This is a genomic window from Bacillus sp. ISL-39 (assembly GCF_018613295.1).
In the GTDB taxonomy this organism is placed as follows: Bacteria; Bacillota; Bacilli; order Bacillales; family Cytobacillaceae; genus Mesobacillus.
The window spans coordinates 61,899-83,280 of sequence record NZ_JAGGQM010000010.1 but is presented as its reverse complement, the minus strand read 5'-3'; the positions used below and the strand labels follow the sequence as shown (position 1 = coordinate 83,280).

Below are 21,382 nucleotides of genomic sequence, written 5' to 3'. Positions count from 1 at the left end.
TTGTTTTTGGATTAAATAAGTTTGTTTGTGGTATTTATATTCCATAAGCAATTAAGCAAAAGGGGTAGTAACATGAAAAACAAAATAAAAGATTTGCCATATTTATTGTTTTTGCTGGTTATGCCAGTACTGGGCTTGATTTATAAGATCTTGAATAACAACCCTCGGGAAGCTGTAATCCTTTCAACTGATCTTGACGATAAGATACCTTTCCTTTCAATTTTCATTATACCGTATATCATTTGGTACGCCTTCATATTAGGTTATCTGATTTATTTTTGGTATAAGGATACACGGATCTATTTAAAGACATTGACTTTAATTGTTATTGGAGAGTTAGTTTGTTTCGTCATTTACTTCTTCTTCCAGACTACTGTTCCTCGTCCAAACCTGGTTGGTGACGGAATCCTTATAGAGCTTGTCGGCATGATATACAGTCATGATCAACCATACAATGCTTTCCCCAGCATTCATGTATTAACTACATTTGCCATAATTCTTGGCAATATCAACATCCGAAATAAACATATCATCCATTCAATCTTCGTTCCAGTAATGGGTTCGTTGATTATTATTTCTACACTGTTTGTTAAACAGCATTATATACTAGATATGTTCGCATCCATGTTTTTAACTTCATTTATTTATGGGATTGTCTTTGAATTATTTGAAGTTAAAGTTGCCAAAAAAGCCGATACAGTTTATGTAAAAGACTGAACAAGTATCTTTATAACGAAAGTGAAGAAACATAGGTCATTCAATCCCTATTTTGTAGTCAATAGCATCAAAGGTTGAGAAAAGAGCCTTTAAAAAAGAGCTGCGTCTGCAGCTCTTTTTTCGTTATTTATCGGTATCCTCTTCGCTTCTTACATCCGGTTTAACAGGGTATAGTTCTTCAGAAGCTTCTGTTTGGTACTGATAGTTTGTATTTCGATGTTCCCTCCCGCCATCTTCGAAAACATTCCCAGCCATATACTTATGAAAGAAGTACTCAAACAAAGCGATTCCAGCGGCTGATATTAGAGATGCCAGCAGTAAACTCTCTCCGTATGTCAAACTTTCTCCCAAAATCCAGATGATCATAAAGGCAAGTCCAAAATCTGCTAATGTTGCGATTGTATTGTTCGTTTTTGGCAAGAGGAACAAGTCTCCAATTACATAAGACGCTAACCCAAGCACCAAGGATATCAAAAAAACATTGGTAAAAGACATATCGTACATCAGGCCAAGAATGACATATAGGAGTACCAGGCTGGCAAGGAACTTTATTGCCAGTGCTCTAAGATGTTTCATTAAAATCCCTCCATAAACTTTTACTGTATCCGTTATGTTGCTCCACTTGCTTTATTCCATACTTTTTTCTGTAAAAAAAGAGAAATCATCCCTATAAGCAAGACAACGACTACACTAATGAAAAAACCCATTCGAATGCTCTTTTCCATGATCGTCCCGCTCACAGCTGCCAGGATAAGAGTTATCCCAATAAAAGAAATGATTTTCCCCCATGCTTTTAATTCAAGCAATTTTAGAGCTGAGATAATGATAAACGCCCAATTGAATAAAATCAGGATGCCTGCGGCTGTAGTGATATACTCATAAATTTTGCCCGGAAGAAGCAAGGCTGTAATGATTGATGCAATTAAGCCAACCACCGCCAATCCCAGCGATGGAAGGGGAAGCTCTTTCAACTTTTTAATTTTCTTGGCGAAGACCTTTGGAGCATCTCCATCATCCGCTAACGTAACGAGCAAGGTGGTCACTCCAAACAACGAAGCTGTCATGGTTGAAAAGCCTGCCACGATGATCGCTGCGTTGAACACATGAGGAAAAAAGGCCAGTTTATATGGGTCAAGTGCTGTAACAAATGGACTTTCCTTATGGTGAAAGGCACCGTGCGCGGCCATAATGACCGCAAACCCCAAAGCAAGTACGTAAATGATAACCAGCAAAATAAGCATGATTACCCCCGCTTTTGGAGCATCTTCTTTATTTTTCAGCCTCGTTGCCATTAAGCCGATTACCTCTATGCCTCCATATGCATAAAATGCGTAAATCAAGGATGACCAGAACCCCTTAAAGCCTTCAGGAAACAGTTTTTGAGTTGAATTTGGCACAATCACCTGTTTTGTTTCAAAGTTGAACAAGCCAAAAAGAGCTGCTGCAGCTATTAATATAAACATGATGATTGCTGCAGTTTTAATGATGGCTAATAAATCTTCTACCTTGTCAAATCCCTTATTCCCGGTAAGTACGACACCGATCGAGAGGATGGCATAACCGGTAGCGAAAAGCCACAAAGGGATATTAGGAAACCAGAATTGTGACAGAATTGAAAGAGCCGTAAGCTGGCTTCCCATGATCAAGATATTGGAACTCCAGTAATTCCAGCCACAGCTGAACCCGGCCCATTGACCATAAGCTTTTTTGGCATAATAGCAAAACGAGCCATCCTGGGGATCCTGAGCTGTCATTTTTGCCAATAAATTATAAACGACGTATGTGCCAAAAGCGGCAAGGATGAAAGAAAAGACGATGGATGGACCGGTAATTTTAATCCCAATAGCGGATCCAAGAAAAAAACCAGTCCCTATCGTACATCCAACACCAATCAGTGACAGTTGCCACCATTTTAAATCTCCTTCATTTGCGCTATTTCCACTTCCCGCCTTTGATGATGGCAGAAAATAATCCATTGCTGTACCCCCTTCCTCAACAAGTATTATCATTCGAGAATCAACTGCATTTTATGTATTGGCCATTCAGGTATGAAAAAAGTCGAGTCCCGAGGGATTCGACTTTCCACATACTATTTCTTATCTTTTTCTGATTCGGAGTCACTGCTCAGACCAGTCATCGTGCGATACATTTGAGTGTACATGCTTCCTTGCACGATATTTTCCAAAAAGAACTCACCGATGAGCTTTTTATATTCCTCATCCTCAAACATTTTTTTGTTTTGCAGCTCCATTTCAGCCAGACCTTCATATGTGGATATCAATGCATAAGTATGGTCTTCACCAGAAATCGGCGATAAGAGCTCTACCCTGTGGTCATATTGCTCGTTCCTGAAATTTTGGATTAGTCGTAAATTTTTGATGCCATCAGGAAACTTATCCTGTTTCATTTCAAAAGTTTGAATAACAATAACTGACATATCCTATCCCCCTGTAATGTAATGGATAGGATTAATTTTTCCAATGTTAGATAATCTATACATTTACAATTCCAGCTGCTAAATGCTGTCATATTTCCTCATCCTACACTGGTAACACTTAGCACATATAAAAGCTATATTTGCTTTTCGAATAAGGTATTACGATCATTATATTTGGTCATCATTTTTAATAAAATGAAATTTAAAATTAAAAGGATAACACCTATCAAAGCAAGTAAATAAGGGTTAATGATAAGAAAGCCCGTTGCCTGGCCTATGAAGAGAGCCATGATTGGAAGAATCAGGATGCCTCCGAGCTGCTGTGCCTCCTGAAAGCCTTTTGCCCTGGCGGAAACGAAGACATTCACCAGGATTGTGAGGATAGTAATCATTGGGACAACCAATAACATCAGAACGAGCCAATTAGAATTTGGAAAAATGAAATACCCAAACATTTTGTAAGTTAAGCTTGCAGTGATAACTCCAAACAGGAAGAAGCTCACCCAAGTGATAATAATTGAAGGAATTAATGCTGCAAGTACTTTGCCAATAAATAATTCCTTCACAGTTATAGGAGAAAACAAAAGTGTTTCCATGGTCCGTTTTTCTTTTTCGCCAACAAAGCTATGGAGAGCAATCATCATTGCATTAATGGTCGGTATAAGTAAGAAGATCGAACCAAGCAGGTAATTCACAATGACGAAAATAATTTGGTGTTTCATGCTTGGAAGGCTTCCTATCATATCTCCGCTCTTTGTACCACTAAGCCCCTCTATCACTTTCTCCACTAAGTTGATCAAGTCTGGGGATGAAATTGGTACATTCTTTACCAAAAGAATAAAAGCTAACGGAAAGATGACCGAAAAAATCAGCGGCAATAAGATTAAACCTAGCCATACCTGAACCGAGCTGGTTATTCCTCTGATATCTTTAGCAGCTATAAGCCATATCAGTTTTTTATTCATTGATCCCACTCCTGATTTTAAAATATAAGGATTCCAAATCGTTATTTTCAATCTCCACATGATGCACCCAAGAATCAGTGATGATTTTTTGAAGCAGTGGCGTTATATGCTCACTTGAAGGCAGTAGAAATTGCAATGTATTTTTATTTTTTCTTAAAACCGGGTAACCTCCCCACTGAGGTTCAGTTGGTAACAGATTAGTAGTAACTTTCAATTTAATTTGGCTCACATATTTTTTTTGAAGTTCATTTATTGTGCCAAAGTCAGTTATTTTCCCGTCATTTAGGAAATAGTATTCTTTACATACATGTTCAAGCTGGTGCAAAATATGTGAACAAAGAAATATTGTCGTTCCTTCCCGCTCATTTAAATCCTTGAGAAATGCAAGCACCAAATTTATCCCTTCTGGATCCAGCCCGTTCGTAGGTTCATCGAGAAAAAGGAGTTTTGGCTTATGCAGGATCGCCTTGATGATTCCTAACCTTCGTTTCATCCCTGTACTATAAGTCCCTACTTTTTTATGCATATGCTCGTCAAGTTCAAATTCCTCCAGGTAAAGGTGGATTCGCTTTAAATCAAAGTTTCCATATAGCTTGGAAAAAAAGATTAGATTCTCTAATCCAGACATTTCATGATACAGACCGGCATTTTCTGTTAGAATTCCTGCTGCTTTCCTAACTGTATCTCCTTCGATTCCCGGGTCCATGCCAAGAATTGACAACTTTCCGTCTGTCGGGTTGATGACACCGTTCATAAGGCGGATCATAGTTGTTTTCCCAGAACCATTTGGCCCAAGAAGACCTACAACATCTCCTTCTTTTACGCTCATAGATACGTTGCTAAGTACGACTTGATCACCGAAATGCTTTGAAACTGCATCCAGTTTGATTACACTCTGCGACATATTGTTCCCCCTCTATTTGCTTACCGCTTTTTCATAAGACGGCCGATAACTGAAAAACGTTCAATCAACTTTTAGTTTGTTATTGGGGAGGCGAAAAGGAAGAAGACGCTGGTCGTTGTTCACTAGACTTACATACCAACACTTGCTCTTTTAATGACCATAAAAAAGGACCAGTAGTCGCGACTGGTCCTTAACATTATCTTCTATAATAAACTCTATTGGTGACCTGTTTTACCACAATCTAGATTTCTCAGGCACCAACCGGCTTCTATTAGTTACCCGATCCCTAGTTTATCAAAAGTTGCTTCTTATACTTCCCTTCTCATTGCCTGTAGAACATCTACTTTAGTGGCACGCTGTGCAGGACGCAGGCCGGACAGAATCGTGACAAGGTAGCAGATGATAAAACTGATGATTGGCAAGGTATATGGGATATGGCTGAAGATCAGCCCTTCTGGAGGTTCTTCGCCGAATGCCTGCTTGATGATCATCGGCAGTCCAAAATTCACGATAAAACTGATGGCATAAGCAACAAGGGTTCCGACCGCTGCCCCGATTAGTCCGATATAGCTGCTTTCGAGCAGGAAGATTTTTTTGATTGTCTTTGGGTTAGCCCCAATTGCCTTCATGATACCGATGTCAGGTGCCCTTTCTGTAACGGCCATAGTCATTGTGTTATAAATTCCTATCGAAGCAATAATGATTGCAATTGTGCCTATAAAAATCAATCCTGCTTTAACAATCGTGAACATGACGTTTACATCCTTGAGCTCATTTATGACCGAGTAAGAGGGGTAATTATTTTCCTCTAATTCAGCAGTGATGTCTTTCACTGATTCCATATCTTTGGCATATAGTTTCACTTGATCATATTGGTCTAAAGGGATATCTGGCAGTTCCATGTCAGGATTATTTGGATCCTTCATCATTCCGCGGGGAGTACCCGTAAATTCTTCAACCTGCTCAAGAACTCCTTCAGAAACAAATACAATACTATCGTACTCCCACTCCTTGGTTGGTTTCTTCCGGATTCCGACCACTGCCACTTCTAGCGGTTCTGTTATCTCTTTGCCGTCCTCAAACTTAATGACATTCATAGTTATTTTCTTGCCGATCAAACTCTCTTTATAGCGGAATTCTTCTTTTATTTGTCCCTTCTCATCATAGATCTCCTCAGACAATTCTCTATTTGGACGAAGATTTTCTACAAAATGGTACCCAACGACCACTTCATTTTCTGCTTTTGGCAGCCGTCCTTCCGAAAGTTCGAGCCCTGCTTTTGTTTCAGATGGCATATGGGCAACTATCGCCTTTGCATCGGTCAGGTGGTCGTCCACTTCAAACATATATTGTTGCAGGCTTTTTCGTCTTGTTACAGCCTTTACATCGTCCATTTCTTCAAAGTAGGAAATATCCTCATCCGTCAGCTGTCTGAAGCCATTATTCGGCTCCTCTTTTCCAGGGACCTCAATTTCTGTCACAATCCTTCTTTCCAGCGTTTCTTTTACGATCGATTTATGGAGACCAAACCCCACTGAAGCAAGCACAATCAGGAATGCTACGCTCATAGCCGTGGCTAGTATGGTCATGAACAACCGTGTCCGGTTCTTTTTCATATTTTGCCTGACGAATTGAAATTGATCTTTAAGCCTCATTTGCTAGTACCTCCTCAACAACTTTGCCATCCCTTAATTCAATGGTACGATGGCCAATTTCGGCAACCTTGTCATCATGGGTAATGATTAAGAAGGTAAGGCCAAGCTCTCTGTTTAATTTTATGATGAATTTGAGTAAATCTTCTTCTGTTTCCGAGTCCAGACTGCCGGTGGGTTCATCAGCAAGAATGATTGGCGGATTGACAATAAGTGCACGGGCGATGCTCACCCTTTGCTGCTGCCCTCCTGAAAGTTCGCCAGGATAATGATCTCGATAGGCAGATAATCCCACCATATCAAGGATTTCATTGGTTCTAAGTTTCCTTTCCTCTTCTTTCACACCCTTAAAAATTAGAGGAAGCTCAACGTTCTGATAGGCCGTCATACTTGGGATCAATTGGAAGCTTTGAAAAATGAAACCCAGATGCTCAATCCGGAAATCGGCAAATTTCGTTTCGTTTAGAGTAGATGTTTTAATCCCATTAATTGTGATTTCTCCCTCTTTTGGCCTTATAAATCCGCTGACAAGGTTGAGTAGTGTCGATTTACCAGAACCGCTCCTGCCTACAATCGTCACGATCTCTCCTTTGTTCACTTTTAATGAAACATTCTTCAACACAGGAATTATTGTTTTTCTCCCTTTTTTGCCGATTTCAAACTCGTGACTCAAATTGTTGATGGTAATCATTGACGCACCTCTACTTCAAAATATTTGAATAAATTATATATTTTCCCAGTAAATAAGTTGAAAAAAATAGGCGATTGGTTAATCGCCCAAATAGAACTTTTAGGCTGGGTACTTCTCTGACATAACTTTTTTCAATTGTTTCCGAGCTCTGTGGAGACGTGTTTTGACTGTGCCTGATTTAATATTCAACCTGCACGCGATTTCATCTTCTTTTAATCCGTATTGGAACCTCAATACCAGCACCTGCTGGTACTCTCTTGTCAGTAAGTAGAGCATATGCTGAATTTCCTCTTTAAACAGGATGATTTCAACTTCCTTTTCAAGCGATTGATTTGTATCATAATCACTGAAAATTTGCTCCATGATGCTCTGGTCAGATGGAAGCCATTTTCTTCTTTTCTCTGCCCGCAGATAATCAATGGCGGTTCTTGCTGCGATTGCCGCTAACCATGCCCCTAATTTATGCGTATCAATGATCGTATCTGCTTTTTTATATGCCTTTATGAAAGTCTCCTGGACAACATCTTCTGCAAGATGTTTGTCTTTAGTAATACTGAAAGCAATTTGACAAAGCTTTTTACCGTGGATTCTGTAAAGCTCGTCAAAATCAATCTTAGCCATATCCATCCCCCTTGCCCTGTTACTAATCTTGCAAGCTTCGCTGCTTACAATCTTTGTCTGTTTTTTTACTTATTACTGTTTTCTAATTGATTGTTGCTCTTCGTACACATCCACTAACCCGCATTGTGAAAGGTTTCGAGACTCTTTTCGAAGGTGGTGCAGAATCGGATAGGCAAACGATTCATAAAAACCCAGAAGCCGTTTTTTTTAATACAGGTGTGTAAGCAGCAAAGTTTACGAAAAGAGCCTTACTTAAAATGCTCCTTGATGAACGGTGGTACATCTTTATCGCTAAATGTTCGAATCTCTTTGTGATTCCCTGTTTTGTATACGAAAATAGCGGTGTACGGTGCTTCATTAAACCAGCCATAGCCAGCATTCTCAATCGCTGAAAGCACTTGGTCATGTTCAATCAGTTTAAGGGCGTTTTTATCGTTCATAATACGATTAATTATTTCTTCTTCAGGGTATTCTTTGAATTGTTCCTGTTCTATTGAATCATTTGTTACGACAATATAGTCTATATCATCAGGAGTCACAATCGCTTCTTTCAGCATGTCGTTTTCCTCCAGCCATGTGATGAAGCTTTTATATGAATGCTTTAATTCAATATGGTCGTAATCGTTTATACCTGACATAATTTCAATTGATGATGTATTCCCTTTTGAATAAAAATCAACGGAAAAAGGTTCTCGCTCAATTTCCTTTTTCAGTATTTCAATAGCCTGGTTAATTTTCTCCTCATCGGTTATCGTCAACGGGCTTTCGGTTATGTGTTTGTTTATTCTAATGGAGGTAATTTCCTCGGTATTCACTTTAAAAATAGGCTGGTGTGCATGCTTATACTCAAGTGATTCAAAAATTTTCTTCATTTGCGGTACATAATCGAATCGATCGATTGTGTACTGACGAACCAGTTTATCTCCATTTTTCAATTCATAGATAAAGAGAGCAAATTCCTGGGATTCCATTCTTATTTCATTCGTTTTTTCATTCTTAATGATACTTTCATGGAACTTTCGGACTGCCTCAATATTTTCTTGCTGGGATAGAGGTTTAGGAGCAAATCGATCATTCGGATCCATATAAACTTGGTTCGCGTAAGTAACACTTTTGATTTCATCCAGTTCAGGCACCTTTTTTTCATATGGAGCAAACGCTTGAGTTATCAAGATCAAGACCGCCATCGTAACCGCAAAGGATCCAAGACCTTTAACCCTTCCAAAAACCCTCCATGTTTTCTGAAGAAGCATTTCGGCAGCGAAGTATCCGATGATCCCGCCGGCTGCGTATCCAAATATCAGCCAGGCAAATTTATTCTGCATTGCATCGAAATACATGCCGCCCAGAAGCATCGTGCAGAAAGCCACACCGTATTTAAAAACAACCTTTAATGCTCTAAAAGCAATTGCTTCCGAAGCTGCTTCTATTTTCCTTTTTTTATAGATTAGCAGGGACAGCACATATGAGATCAACACAAACACTATATACAAGAGGACTGCTTTTGCAGATATTGCCTGGCCCTCTAAAATAGTCAAATGGGAAATAGGTGAAAGATATTCTATATTCCTAATCTGATAATAATCACTAGGAAACCCATACAGCATTAATCCAAGATTATAAATGACCAGCAGAGTGAACCCAGCCGGAAACAGGAGCATGATGTATGTCAGGACCCCCTGGACCACAGAGATTCCGGTCACCATTGCTATAAATACTCCTGACAGGTAAAATACAGCATTAAACAGAATGACGATACCTGTCCACCGGAAGATATCCTCAAGCTGAAAATAAAGATTCAAGTCATATGCACTGTGTATAATGGCAGTAATCATCGCAATCAAAATGACTGGGATAATTTGAAACACAAAGCCTGTTAGTGTATAAAAGTGAAAGATATGCTGCCGTTTCAGTGGCAAACTATGAATTAAATCAGCTGCCTGCTTGACGTGCAGGAAACGATAAAGAAAGATTGCCATAATAACTGGTACTGTAATGAACATAATGAACTGTATTGAAAAATTGAAATCAAACAATCTTTGCACCGGCATGAAATCACGGTAGTTCTCACCAGAATAAAGCATCAAAATCCTTAATGGGATAGCAAAAAATAAAACAAGGAAGTAAATGACAGAAATCCAGCCAATGTTTCTTCCGACCTGGAGGATCATTTCTTTGTTAAACAATGATATTTTTGATTGCATAGCCGATATCCCCCATCTCATATATAAAAATTTCTTCTAATGTCAATGGTAGGATATCAAAAATAACGGGCTCGGTCTCATTGATAACCTTCTCGATTTCTTCCTCTTTCCCCCTTATGATGCATACCATGACACTCCCCCTTCTTTCGCAGTGGAGCATTGTCAGTTGATTTTCCAAATGTTTTGGTGTTTCTCCTCTATAAGCTACCTGGACCTTATGTATATCAGATTTGAGATCATCAAGATCTTTTTCCAGTAGGAGTGATCCATGATGCAAAATTCCAATATGGTCGCAAATATCTTCAATTTCCCGCAAGTTATGCGAGGATATCAAAATCGTCATCTCCCTGTCGGCGACATCCTGTATCAAGAGGTTCTTTACTTTCTTCCTGGCCACAGGATCCAATCCATCCATAGGCTCATCAAGGATCAAAACCTCTGGCATCGTAGATAAGGCAAGCCAGAATGCAGCCTGTCTTTGAATGCCCTTTGAAAAAGTGTGTAATTTTTTGTTCATGCTGAAACCGAACACTTCGGCTAATTTTAAGAATCTATCTTCATTCCAGGACTGGTAAATGCTTTTATAAAACTTAGCCATCTGCTTGACTGTGTACTGCGGAAAGAAATATGGCTGGTCGGATATGTAAAAGATTTTCTCTTTTAAAACCTGGTTTTCAAAAATCTGCGAGCCATCCAAAAGCACCTTTCCAGAGTCTTGTTTGTATATTCCAGCCAGCAATTTAATGATGGTTGTCTTCCCTGCGCCATTGGATCCAATCAGCCCATATATTGAGCCTTTTTTTATCGACATATTGACGTTTTTTACAGCCTCATGTTTTTCAAATGTTTTATTTATCTCAATCATTTGAATCATCTTGCCCGCTTCCCCCTTTCGAACCATCAAAGCTTCTAATCATCTCATGCAAATCTGCTGCAGGAATGCCCAGATACAATGCCTCCTGCAGCATCTTCTCAAGATCCTGCTTCACTTGCAGAATTTTATCAGCATCTTTGTCAGGATCCATAGGATTGACAAAGCTCCCTTTGCCCTTTAAGGAATAAATGAATCCCTGTACCTCGAGCTCCCTGTATGCCTTTTGAATTGTATTTGGGTTTATTGTCAATTGCTGTGCCATCTGACGCACGGAAGGCAATTGTTCATCAGGTTTGAGCACTTCATTTATGATCAGCTCTTTCATCTTATCTACCAGCTGTTCGTATATCGGTTTTCGGCTCCTCAGGTCAAGCTCAAACATAATGACCCCCTATCTGTACTAAGTGTACTATTATTATTAATACAGTTTAATTATATGACAGGTTATTCCAAAATAATAGGGGGTAAATTCTTAATAATTTCTTAAGGAAAATTAAGAATCGATTTCCATATGGCACTTATGGATAATTTATCTATTTAGTGTAATTTTACACAAAAACAAAATCAAATGACAGTTTTTTAATAAAAAAACCAATAAAAAAGCACCCTAGATTGAACTAGAGTGCTAATTTATAAGTACAAATCCATACTTTTCCCCTATTATAATGTGGTAATTTTCTTAAAATCCTTCTTACATTGTCTGAAAACCAATTAACACTATTCCTACCCAAACATAGTTACTATTCGACAACTCAACCCGAAAACCTTTCCAATAAACACCATCAAATCCAAAATACATTAAACATGACCAGCTTAACCATAATAAAACGGGAGGTGAAGAAGTTGAAATGGTTACTGGCAATTGGACTTATTCTTTCGAGCAGTACAGCAGATCATCATGATGAAATAGATTTAGTTTGGAATGGGGAATCAATTGTAGAAGTTCAGCGGTCAGACTTTTCGATTCCATGGTTTGGATATCCAATTCTTAACCATACGATGCTGGAAACATTAAATAAACAGCTGTCTCTCCAGATCATGAAAGAACCAACAAACGCAGGTTTGGATGATTACGGTAAAATCATACCTGAAGATGTAGGATATATTCTTGATGAGAAAAAGTTCAAGAAAGAATTCACGGCAAGTTTTTTTGAGGACGATCATACCAGAATCCAAGTTCCTACTTTACCTGTTTATCCCAAGGTTGACAGTGAGATCATCGCCAATATTCGAACAAATCTAATTGGCCATTATATAACCTATTTCAATAGCAGAAACAAAGAACGTACGCATAACATTAGCCTTGCCGCAGAAGCAATCAATAACCATGTCGTTTTTCCCGGTGAAACCTTCTCCTTCAATAAGGTTGTCGGCAAACGTACCGCCTCACGCGGCTATCAGCCTGCACCCATCATTGTCAGAGGAGAGCTTTCAGAGGGAATTGGCGGAGGTATTTGCCAGGTATCATCCACCCTTTTTAATGCTGCTGACCGTTCTGGTATGAAAATCCTTGAGCGATACTCCCATAGCAAACAGGTTCCCTACGTTCCTCCAGGCAGGGACGCGACAGTCAGTTGGTATGGTCCGGATTTTACATTTAAAAACAAATACAAACAGCCCATTCTCATCAGGGCAAAAACATATCCTGGAAAAATGGTTGTGATGATTTACTCATCTGATGAAATCAATATAGAAAAACGAAACATCCCGAGTACAGACAGCAATATCACCATACCCGAAAAAGCATTTTGATTTTCTAAGGAATCCTTGCAAACTAAGGATTCCTTTTATTTTACAGGAAAACCTTTACAATGATGTGAATCTTTACGTACACTATTGGTAATAGATGGTTATGATACTTTCATAGGATGTGAGATAACTTGCCTAAAAAAAAGAATACAACACCTGTCCGGGTTAATATTTTGTTTTTTTCAGTCTTTATTCTCTTTTCATTGCTGGTCCTCCGCCTCGGAATCGTGCAAATTGTCCATGGCGAAGATTATAAACGCGAAATTAACCGGAAAGAAGATGTGACAGTCAATAACCCTGTCCCGCGAGGAAAAATGATTGACAGAAACCATAAGGTTATTGTCGATAATAAGCCTCTGAATGCAATTACTTATACGAATGATGGAGATTCCCAGAAGGAAATGCTCGAGGTGGCCGCAAAGTTGGCCCGAATCATAGACAAAGATACAGACAAAGTCCGGGAAAGAGACATGAAGGATTTCTGGATGATCAAGTTTCCCGAAGAGGCAAAAAAACTAATAAAAGCGAAAGAAATGGAGCTTTTTAAAAATAAAAAGCTAAAAAATAAAGATTTATATAAGCTCCAAATTAAAAGAATTACAGATAAGCACCTTAGTCAGCTAACTAAGCAGGATATAGAAGAACTGGCCATTTTCAGCATCATGAACAGCGGCTATAAATTTGTTCCGCAAATCATCAAAAACAAGGATGTCACACGGAAAGAATTTGCTGTGGTAAATGAAAATCTGGCATTGCTTCCTGGCGTCAATGCTGCCACAGACTGGGACCGGGAATATAAGTATGAAGACACCTTCAAGCCTGTACTAGGCAGGATTACAACCAGCAGTGAAGGTCTACCGGCTGAGAGACTCGATTATTTCATGTCACGGGGCTATACAAGAAATGATCGTGTAGGAAAAAGCTATCTCGAACTGGAATATGAGGATGTACTTCAAGGTAAAAAAGAAAAAGTTGTGAATGTGACTGATAAATCCGGTGAGCTTTTGGAAAAGGAATTAGTTTCAGAAGGCCAGCGTGGAAAAGATTTAGTACTTAGCATCGATATGGATCTTCAGCTTGCTGTAGAGGAAATCATCGAGAAGGAACTCTGGGCAGCAAAAAGTTCTCCAGGGACAGGATTACTTGATAGCGCTTATGTTGTATTGATGAACCCAAATACGGGTGAAATATTGACAATGGCAGGGAAGAGAATCGTAAAAGATAAAAAGACAAAAGAAGTATTCCTCGAAGATGATGCTCTGGGCAACATATCCAAAACCTTTAACGTTGGTTCTGTAGTAAAGGGTGCAACTGTTTTGACAGGCTATAAAGCAGGTGCAATCAATTCATCTACCATATTTGATGATAGAGCACTTGATATAAAAGGTACTCCGATTAAAAAATCATATACCTATTTAGGGACCCCTAATGATATTGAGGCATTGAAGTTATCATCCAATGTCTTTATGTTCCACACAGCCATACGGATTGGAAATGGTGTCTATCGATATCAGCAATCATTGAATCTAGACCCGAAAGTTTGGGATACGATCCGCAATTCCTTCGCCACTTTCGGCCTTGGCATCCGGACAGGCATTGACCTGCCAAATGAACAAACCGGGGCAAAAGGGGGAAATTATCCAGTTGGTAAAGTACTCGATTTAGTGATTGGGCAATATGATACGTATTCAAATATGCAGCTTGTCCAGTATATCTCTACGATAGCCAATGGAGGCTACCGTATGCAGCCAAGGATCGTAAAGGAAATCCGGGAGCCTTCAAATAATGGCGAAGAGCTCGGTCCAATCTATAAATCTTTTCCTCCAAATGTACTCAACAATATTGACATAAAGGATCAGTGGCTTGAACGTGTCCATACCGGTTTCAAAAAAGTTATGCAGGAGCCCGGCGGTACGGCATATAGGTACTTCAGCACAGCAACTTACTCGCCCGCTGGGAAAACCGGAACTGCTGAGGCGTTCTACGATGGCCAATACCGGGTAAAAGGTGAGCAGCTGATTCAAACAATGAATCTTAGCCTTGTTGGCTATGCACCATCCGACAAGCCCGAAATCGCCATGGCTGTAATCGTACCATGGGCCTACCAGGGCAATGTTGACCACGGAGCCAATAAAAAAATCGGCCGTGCTGTGATGGATGCATACTTTAGCATGAAAAATGGAGCGAAAGAACATGCTGATGATACTGATGAATAATTAAGGCTCCTCTCGCAGGACAAAGAAAAGCTGTGCCAATATGGCACAGCTTTCAGCTAATTTCCCAATTATTTCATTTACAATTCTTTCGCAAGAGAAGGCCTGTTCATATCAAGGCTTTCAAATGCAGCGCCAATCTTTTCTTCACCTTGTGCGAATTTTTCATCGGCAGTATCAAGAGCTGGAGCATCTTTCTTTAGCTCTTCTGCTTTTAACTTGTATGATTCTGCAATATCTGAAAGTGCAGCTTCAAGATCCGCTTTTTGATCTTCTAATTCTGCAGGTACTTCCAGGCCTTCAACTTTAGCAGCAACTGCAGCTGCTGATTCACTTGCTGCTGCTTTCAATTCAGCTTGAGCCTTGGAATCTTCTTCTCCTTCATATGCATTAAGTTCAGCATCAGCCTCGTTGATAGAGCTCACAAGGTTCATGTAGAATTTGTACATAACACTCTTAGGATTAGCAGCTGGCTCAGCAGCCTCTTCTGTTTCTTTCTTTTCAGGTTTTGCTTCTTCTTTTTCAGCTGAACATGCAGTCAGCCCAATTGCGAATGTAATCGCTAAAAGTAAAACCAAAAACTTCTTCATACTTATACTCCCCTTCAATCTATATATATCGCTAAATGTGAAACCAGAATTTCACACAGCTTTTTCATTATAAAAGGATTATTTAACAAACTCAAATAATTTATGGTCCACTTTATGAAAAAGTCCCCACTTGCTAAAACGCAATAACGAATTACTTTTTCACCACTTTACCATGATAATGAATTCGGTAATATCCGTTTTGAAATGATACTTATCTCTAAAACCCACTTTTTCATATAGCTTAATTGCCCTTTTATTAAACCCAGCAACAGTAAGCCTGAAAATCGCATGTGAGCCTAATGCCGCCAGCTCATTTAATACAAATGATAAAAATAAATAACCATTCCCCTTTCCTGTTAACTTAGGGTGTATTCCAATTCCAACGTCAATTGCCGGCTCAGTATATGCACCAAGCATTCTTCCCTTAGGAACCTGGGCAGAATGGCCACTGCAATAAAACCCGATTAAATTCCCTTCTTCGTCTTCTACCGCGGTATATCCCTCATTAAGTAATTCATATATAGCATCATTGTTAACCTCATTGTTATAAAAATCATACGGCGGGTCATAATGCCAGCTTAGAATATCCATTGCAAGCTCTTTCGTCATTTCTCTGCTATATAAATTCAAGACTTTTCCTCCATTAACTATTTTGTCATTTTTTCGTAATAATATGTTTACTAGATTCCTCTGCGGGAATATTAGTAGTAACAAAACAAAAAACAACTAATGACAGGAGCGATTACATAATGATCACTACATTCGCATTACTTGGAGGAGCTTTCGCAATCGCCGCTGGACTCAATTTCTTCGCAGTTAATGAAAATGCATTTATAGATGACGAGGCAACTAACTAAGAGACGCTGATTGCAGCGTCTCTTTTTCTGTGATTTAGAACATTTTTTTTATTTTTAATCTGTCGCAGGAAATACTAGAATGAAAGAGAATTAGTAAAGCATAAGTGTCTAGCCTCATATCTATTAAGGAGGTACGGAAAAAATGCAGACACCAGAAATATTATCAGGCGAACAGGTCATATTGTCCAAGATTAAAAATCAAGATTTAGACACATGGTGGGGTCTGATCCACAATGATGAGCATCCTGAATGGAAAAAATGGGATGCACCCTACTATCCTCTTAGGCGGATAAGCCTTGATAAGTTTAAAGAACAAATGACGAACCTTATCCATCAGGGATATGACAGAAAGTACCTTATTAAGGTAGACGACGAAATCATCGGAATGGTGACATATTATTGGGAACATGAATCTTCACAATGGCTGGAAATCGGAATAGTCATTTATCTTCCAGAATATTGGAATGGCGGCTATGGGACAGATGCATTAAAAATATGGATTGCACACCTTTTTGAAACCTTCCCTATTCCAAGAATCGGATTTACAACCTGGTCCGGCAATTCAAGGATGCTTACGGTCGGCAAAAAACTGGGAATGGTTGAAGAGGCTAGAATCAGAAAATGCCGGCTTTATAACGGGAAATACTATGATTCAATAAAAATGGGATTATTAAGGGAAGAGTGGGAAGCCCAGCAACATTCATGAATTGAATGTGTAAGTAACTTCACAGGATAAAAAACTTAAATCATTTCAAAAAAAGGCTAAAATGGCTTGGAACCCCAAGCTTATTCAGCCTTTTTATTATGTCTCTTAACTGTCACCCCAGATTACTGTATCACAGAATTCTAGCCATATAGAACTCATCTTTATATTGGCCATCGACAAGCAATGAATCTTGCTTCACTCCTTCAACTTCAAAGCCCATCTTTTTGTATAAAGTGATTCCTGCCCTGTTCTCTGACATCACTGTTAATTCCAGCCTGCGAATTCCAGCTTCTTTCCCCCAGCTAAAAAGCTCTTCAAAGAGCTTTGTGCCAATCCCGGCACCGCGGAAATCTTCCTTTATTCCAATAACAAGATAAGCTGTATGCTTATTTCGGCTTGCACTCCCTCCTTTTGCAATTAAATAACCTGCGAGTTCGTTTTCAGATTCAGCCAGGAAAATATTCGAGTTTTTTTCAGCCGTAAAAACCTTTATCATCTTCCTTTGAGCTTCAGGATTGAATTTCCTTTCACCAGGCCCAAAAAGCATAAAATTCGTAGTATTTTCAACCTCTCGAATGAGAGTGGCAAAACTCTCTGTATCTCGACCTTCCGCTTGTCGTATTATCAATTAGATCTCCTCACTTCACTCAATATCTATACTCTATTCAAAAAAACAGAGGGCAGTCCTCTGTTTTAAGAAAAGATGCTCTTAATGCTATCAATTAACTCTTTAAAGAAGTTAGAGACTGATTCCAGGAACCCTTTGTCTCCAACTGCTTCCTCGATTCTCTTTTGGATATCAGTTGAAAGATTTTCCAACTGAGTTTTAACATTATCAAAATTGATATTCAAGTCCCGCATCTTATTGAACAAGTCAACTAGAAGCTGTCTGTCTTCAGGGCTAAGCTGTATCTCAAGGGATTTTAGCTTTTCATCAATAATCTTCTCGATTTCTTCTTTTGTTGCCGGGTTTTGAGCAGCAATCTCTTTTTTGATTTCTGTCAGGAGCTCGCTCACTTTATCTTGATCAAGCCCCTCTTTTTTTGCCAGTTTTGTCGCCAGGTTCAATTCCTGGTTCGCAACTTCGGTTCGATCCTTATCCAGGGCAGTTCCTTCACCCTCATCATATGCCTTATAGATTCCCACTAGAGCCGAGTGGCCAGTAACCTTGACCGGTGAAGCGACATCTACAATAGCGTCCTCAATCCCAGCAGTCAACAACGCATTGGCATACATCTCGTCAGTAACTTCAGTAATATTCTCAGGAGTGACCTGGTTGATAACCAGTCCCTCTCCAGTATCCTTCCTGGTAATTTTGGCAGATGAATACATATTCGAATGTTCATCTCCGTTTATATAGGTTACAAGATCTTTTCCTGTTACGACGATTTCCTTAACCTTTGAAGAATCTTTGACTCCCAACAGCTTCCTGACCTCATCTTTTTGCTGATCAGAAAGTGCTTCCCCATACACAACAATGGGAGGACCGTATTTCTCGTTAATGACATCCTCGTCATTGTCATTGGAAGCAAATGCAGGAACAGCAGCATTCCCCAGTAAGATAACAAATAGGCTCAGTACTAGCGAGATTTTTATCAAGTGTTTAACTTTCATCATATGTTTCTCCTTCTTCTGCTTATTTCACCTACATATTTACCCTGCTTACACCATTTAGAACCTGAAAAATAATCCCGCTCATTTCAGCTCTTTTTTCAAAGGCTCCCTTATTAATACGAATATTTTCGCAAGAAAGTTTCATAAAAAAGAATAGCTCCTGAAAAGGAACAGGGAATTTCGTTTCACTTCAATTTCCACACAAGCATTTTGCCTTACTGAAATATATCATTTTCATTTAAAAATCTAAGATTCTCTGTTGATGAACCACCACTGCCAAACCCATTCATGTTAGGGTAAGAAGGGTACTCAGTGATACCTTCAGTTGTTGTCGATTGCCAGCCAAAGTAATATTGAGCTGGCGGAAAAAAATCAGCAAATAAAGAATCCGGTATCATTGATGCCATCAGTTTATTTTCTGCTTCCATATACTTTTGCCAATCTTCAGGAATAGAAGTATAGCCATATGACTTCTCTCCAACCTCTGCCCTGAAACCCATTTGTATACCGGGATCATAATGATGCTTCCCTTCACTGACAGAAAACCCGCGTTCTTTTATCAAATATAACGTCAAATAATCCAAATTATTCTCCGGATGAAAATTCCACATAATATAGTGTGATGCCGGGTCATCAGTATCAATCTTCCAGATTTGCGGCATGCTCCCGGTAGAAAAGCTTGATAATTGCCACTCATGCTTTTTCCACTCCCAAAAGCTTATACCATGACCTTCCTCTTCAGTAATGAAAGGAATATACACATGCTTGTCATCAAGAAAAATCCTGTCCTGTATTTCCGCAATTCCAACTCTATTATAAGGGTCATTCAAGGTTGCCTTTATTTTCTCCTGATCCGGAAGGGTTCCTGGAGACGCTAGATAATACCAATAAAAAACCCCGCCAGCAACCATTAACATCTGGATAAGCAAAAGCGGCACGAGCACCTTTTTGCGCATGAAGTTACTCCACCTTCTTCAGCAAAGATTTTTCTGCACGAAAGTATACTTGCTTTTGGCCAGTAGAAACCAGAATCCCTTTTCCATCTTGTTCTATAAATAGCATTGGTTCGATACCGCTGCCCCATTTTGCTGTGATTCCTGCCAGCTGATATGGAAACCTTTCTTCAGCTTTAGAAAGCTCACCTGCAAACTCAAAGGCATCGTAGTACCATTTTTCACTATATACAGCCTCTTCTTTGAAACTGTCTAATTGATCAAGAAGAGAGTCCCTGTCCAATACCTTGCTTCCAGCAGAGGGGTGCGTTTTAATGACCTTAGCTTTGTTGAGATCTGAAAGATAGGTTGATATTTCATTTGCAGGGAATATAGCCGAATGGATTAGAGGATTGATTAGCGAAACTGCCAAAAAGATAAAATTGGCCAAGAAACCTAACCAGGCATATTTACGATACTGATCCCAGCTTATGCCCTCATTTTTCCGCGAATAAATCCCATATAAAATCCAAACACCAAGAGGAAGAATGGCTAGTTTTATTTGCTGGTCCATGTATGGCAGGTTAATAGAGAAAGAGAATAAGCCAACAAAAAGAACAACTGCCAGTTTCCATATTATTGGTTTTACATCCTGCTTCCTATAAATCCGCCTTGCCAGAATAAAAATTGCACCCCAAGCCAATAAATTCAAAACAACACCCGGAGCGTGCATATGTACCACCTCATTTTCTTTTATTTCTTATTCTTAATTGAATAGACTGATGATAAAATATTTCGTCAACGCTAAATATTCCCTTGTATATGACTTGATTACTGCCTGAATTGGCGTCTTTGCAGGTAAACCATGTAAGGTCAATTCTTCATTGTCTGCAATCATCTTTGCTCGGTAAATATGGAAATCATTTGTCACTACTAAGCCGGCTTCTGCTCCTTCGGGTATGATTTCTTTTGAAAATCGGATATTTTCATATGTGTCAGTCGATCTATCTTCCAACAGCACTCTGGATTCTTCAATTCCATGCCCGATCAGTTCCCTTTTTATTGATTCGGCTTCAGATATATCCTCCCCTGGTCCTTTGCCGCCAGAGGCTATTGCAATAGTATCGGGGTTGTCTTTTAGATACATTGCTGCATGGTCAATTCTGTATTGCAATGCCAGGGATGGAACAGTTCCTTTCACACGTGCTCCCAGAATGATCATATAATCTGCATTCTCTGGCACATCCATTTTAGCGTTTTCAACTATTTTATAATGCAGGAAACCTACATAGAATAATGAAATGAGAAGGCATGCTGCCACAAGCTTTTTTAACAATGCTTTTTTTTTCATGAATTTCCCACCCTTCAAATTGCTAATCTAATATTACCATCGTTTACCATAGAAGGTTTGCAATTTTATTAAAAAAGGATAAAAAACATCAAAAATCGACTGTTAATCCGAATAAATTCACGGTCCTTTTCCCAAGAAGAAAATATGGTAGTGTTTCTTCACTTTCTTTGCCGAAAGCCAACTAGTTTTGTCACCAGGAAAGGAAAAGATAAAGAAAAAGCGAAATTTTATTAAAAGGCTGTTATTGTAAAGATCGGTGTTAAAATCCTAAAGCCGATTTTAACCTGATAAAAGCCATTTTGTAT

General features: G+C 39.1%; 22 protein-coding genes. 4 read left to right on the top strand and 18 right to left on the bottom strand.

Annotated elements, in window-relative coordinates:
• Positions 1-72 precede the first annotated feature (72 nt).
• Positions 73-717, top strand: a complete 645-nt coding sequence (locus J7E37_RS10015) for a phosphatase PAP2 family protein (RefSeq protein WP_214779270.1) — start codon at positions 73-75, stop codon at positions 715-717.
• 123 nt (positions 718-840) lie between these two features.
• Here J7E37_RS10015 and J7E37_RS10010 read toward each other — a convergent pair whose 3' ends face one another.
• The 11 genes from J7E37_RS10010 to J7E37_RS09960 form a co-directional block, all read right to left on the bottom strand.
• Positions 841-1,293 (bottom strand): YndM family protein, encoded by a 453-nt coding sequence (locus tag J7E37_RS10010; RefSeq protein ID WP_215023783.1) that lies wholly within the window; start codon positions 1,291-1,293, stop codon positions 841-843.
• Between the two features lie 32 nt (positions 1,294-1,325).
• Positions 1,326-2,693 carry an amino acid permease gene (locus tag J7E37_RS10005; RefSeq protein ID WP_214779274.1) on the bottom strand — a complete coding sequence of 456 codons (1,368 nt, stop codon included), beginning with the start codon at positions 2,691-2,693 and terminating at the stop codon, positions 1,326-1,328.
• Between the two features lie 113 nt (positions 2,694-2,806).
• Positions 2,807-3,154, bottom strand: a complete 348-nt coding sequence (locus J7E37_RS10000) for a hypothetical protein (RefSeq protein ID WP_192471625.1) — start codon at positions 3,152-3,154, stop codon at positions 2,807-2,809.
• Between the two features lie 134 nt (positions 3,155-3,288).
• The gene (locus J7E37_RS09995) at positions 3,289-4,119 is read right to left on the bottom strand and encodes an ABC transporter permease subunit (RefSeq protein ID WP_214779276.1); all 831 of its coding nucleotides are present in this window, start codon (positions 4,117-4,119) and stop codon (positions 3,289-3,291) included.
• Positions 4,112-5,023, bottom strand: a complete 912-nt coding sequence (locus tag J7E37_RS09990) for an ABC transporter ATP-binding protein (RefSeq protein ID WP_214779278.1) — start codon at positions 5,021-5,023, stop codon at positions 4,112-4,114. The genes J7E37_RS09995 and J7E37_RS09990 overlap by 8 nt, the downstream gene beginning before the upstream one ends.
• A gap of 308 nt (positions 5,024-5,331) precedes the next feature.
• On the bottom strand, positions 5,332-6,678 hold the full coding sequence (locus J7E37_RS09985; RefSeq protein WP_215023781.1) for an ABC transporter permease: 1,347 nt from the start codon (positions 6,676-6,678) through the stop codon (positions 5,332-5,334).
• Positions 6,668-7,366 (bottom strand): ABC transporter ATP-binding protein, encoded by a 699-nt coding sequence (locus J7E37_RS09980; protein WP_214779282.1) that lies wholly within the window; start codon positions 7,364-7,366, stop codon positions 6,668-6,670. The genes J7E37_RS09985 and J7E37_RS09980 overlap by 11 nt, the downstream gene beginning before the upstream one ends.
• A gap of 99 nt (positions 7,367-7,465) precedes the next feature.
• Positions 7,466-7,987 (bottom strand): RNA polymerase sigma factor, encoded by a 522-nt coding sequence (locus J7E37_RS09975; RefSeq protein ID WP_251009594.1) that lies wholly within the window; start codon positions 7,985-7,987, stop codon positions 7,466-7,468.
• A 248-nt stretch (positions 7,988-8,235) separates the two neighbouring features.
• Positions 8,236-10,191, bottom strand: coding sequence for a DUF6449 domain-containing protein (locus J7E37_RS09970; RefSeq protein WP_215023779.1), 1,956 nt, complete (start codon positions 10,189-10,191; stop codon positions 8,236-8,238).
• Positions 10,166-11,065 carry an ABC transporter ATP-binding protein gene (locus J7E37_RS09965; RefSeq protein ID WP_214779285.1) on the bottom strand — a complete coding sequence of 300 codons (900 nt, stop codon included), beginning with the start codon at positions 11,063-11,065 and terminating at the stop codon, positions 10,166-10,168. The genes J7E37_RS09970 and J7E37_RS09965 overlap by 26 nt, the downstream gene beginning before the upstream one ends.
• The gene (locus J7E37_RS09960) at positions 11,049-11,447 is read right to left on the bottom strand and encodes a GntR family transcriptional regulator (RefSeq protein ID WP_214779287.1); all 399 of its coding nucleotides are present in this window, start codon (positions 11,445-11,447) and stop codon (positions 11,049-11,051) included. The genes J7E37_RS09965 and J7E37_RS09960 overlap by 17 nt, the downstream gene beginning before the upstream one ends.
• Before the next feature lie 461 nt (positions 11,448-11,908).
• Here J7E37_RS09960 and J7E37_RS09955 point away from each other — a divergent pair, with 461 nt between their 5' ends.
• Together J7E37_RS09955 and J7E37_RS09950 are read left to right on the top strand one after the other, a co-directional pair.
• Entirely contained in the window at positions 11,909-12,817 is a 909-nt protein-coding gene (locus tag J7E37_RS09955; protein ID WP_251009593.1) for a VanW family protein, read from the top strand.
• Positions 12,818-12,945: 128 nt separating this feature from the next.
• Positions 12,946-15,030: a peptidoglycan D,D-transpeptidase FtsI family protein gene (locus J7E37_RS09950; RefSeq protein ID WP_251009592.1), complete on the top strand. Its 2,085-nt coding sequence runs from the start codon at positions 12,946-12,948 to the stop codon at positions 15,028-15,030.
• A 77-nt stretch (positions 15,031-15,107) separates the two neighbouring features.
• Here the strand turns inward: J7E37_RS09950 and J7E37_RS09945 are convergent, their stop codons facing one another.
• Both J7E37_RS09945 and J7E37_RS09940 read right to left on the bottom strand, forming a co-directional pair.
• Positions 15,108-15,617: a hypothetical protein gene (locus J7E37_RS09945; RefSeq protein WP_214779289.1), complete on the bottom strand. Its 510-nt coding sequence runs from the start codon at positions 15,615-15,617 to the stop codon at positions 15,108-15,110.
• A 159-nt stretch (positions 15,618-15,776) separates the two neighbouring features.
• On the bottom strand, positions 15,777-16,247 hold the full coding sequence (locus J7E37_RS09940) for a GNAT family N-acetyltransferase (RefSeq protein ID WP_214779290.1): 471 nt from the start codon (positions 16,245-16,247) through the stop codon (positions 15,777-15,779).
• A gap of 369 nt (positions 16,248-16,616) precedes the next feature.
• Between J7E37_RS09940 and J7E37_RS09935 the strand changes: the two genes are divergently transcribed.
• Positions 16,617-17,180 carry a GNAT family N-acetyltransferase gene (locus tag J7E37_RS09935; protein WP_214779292.1) on the top strand — a complete coding sequence of 188 codons (564 nt, stop codon included), beginning with the start codon at positions 16,617-16,619 and terminating at the stop codon, positions 17,178-17,180.
• A gap of 130 nt (positions 17,181-17,310) precedes the next feature.
• On the opposite strand, the gene J7E37_RS09930 is transcribed toward J7E37_RS09935, so the two are convergent.
• The 5 genes from J7E37_RS09930 to J7E37_RS09910 all read right to left on the bottom strand — a co-directional run bounded on the left by J7E37_RS09930 (position 17,311) and on the right by J7E37_RS09910 (position 21,077).
• Positions 17,311-17,808 carry a GNAT family N-acetyltransferase gene (locus tag J7E37_RS09930; RefSeq protein WP_214779294.1) on the bottom strand — a complete coding sequence of 166 codons (498 nt, stop codon included), beginning with the start codon at positions 17,806-17,808 and terminating at the stop codon, positions 17,311-17,313.
• A gap of 65 nt (positions 17,809-17,873) precedes the next feature.
• The gene (locus tag J7E37_RS09925) at positions 17,874-18,794 is read right to left on the bottom strand and encodes a DUF1002 domain-containing protein (RefSeq protein ID WP_214779387.1); all 921 of its coding nucleotides are present in this window, start codon (positions 18,792-18,794) and stop codon (positions 17,874-17,876) included.
• Positions 18,795-19,009: 215 nt separating this feature from the next.
• The gene (locus tag J7E37_RS09920; protein WP_215023775.1) at positions 19,010-19,750 is read right to left on the bottom strand and encodes a hypothetical protein; all 741 of its coding nucleotides are present in this window, start codon (positions 19,748-19,750) and stop codon (positions 19,010-19,012) included.
• 4 nt (positions 19,751-19,754) lie between these two features.
• Complete coding sequence (locus tag J7E37_RS09915; protein ID WP_215023773.1) at positions 19,755-20,459, bottom strand: hypothetical protein; 705 nt, start codon at positions 20,457-20,459, stop codon at positions 19,755-19,757.
• A 33-nt stretch (positions 20,460-20,492) separates the two neighbouring features.
• Positions 20,493-21,077 (bottom strand): YdcF family protein, encoded by a 585-nt coding sequence (locus J7E37_RS09910; RefSeq protein WP_215023771.1) that lies wholly within the window; start codon positions 21,075-21,077, stop codon positions 20,493-20,495.
• Positions 21,078-21,382 lie beyond the last annotated feature (305 nt).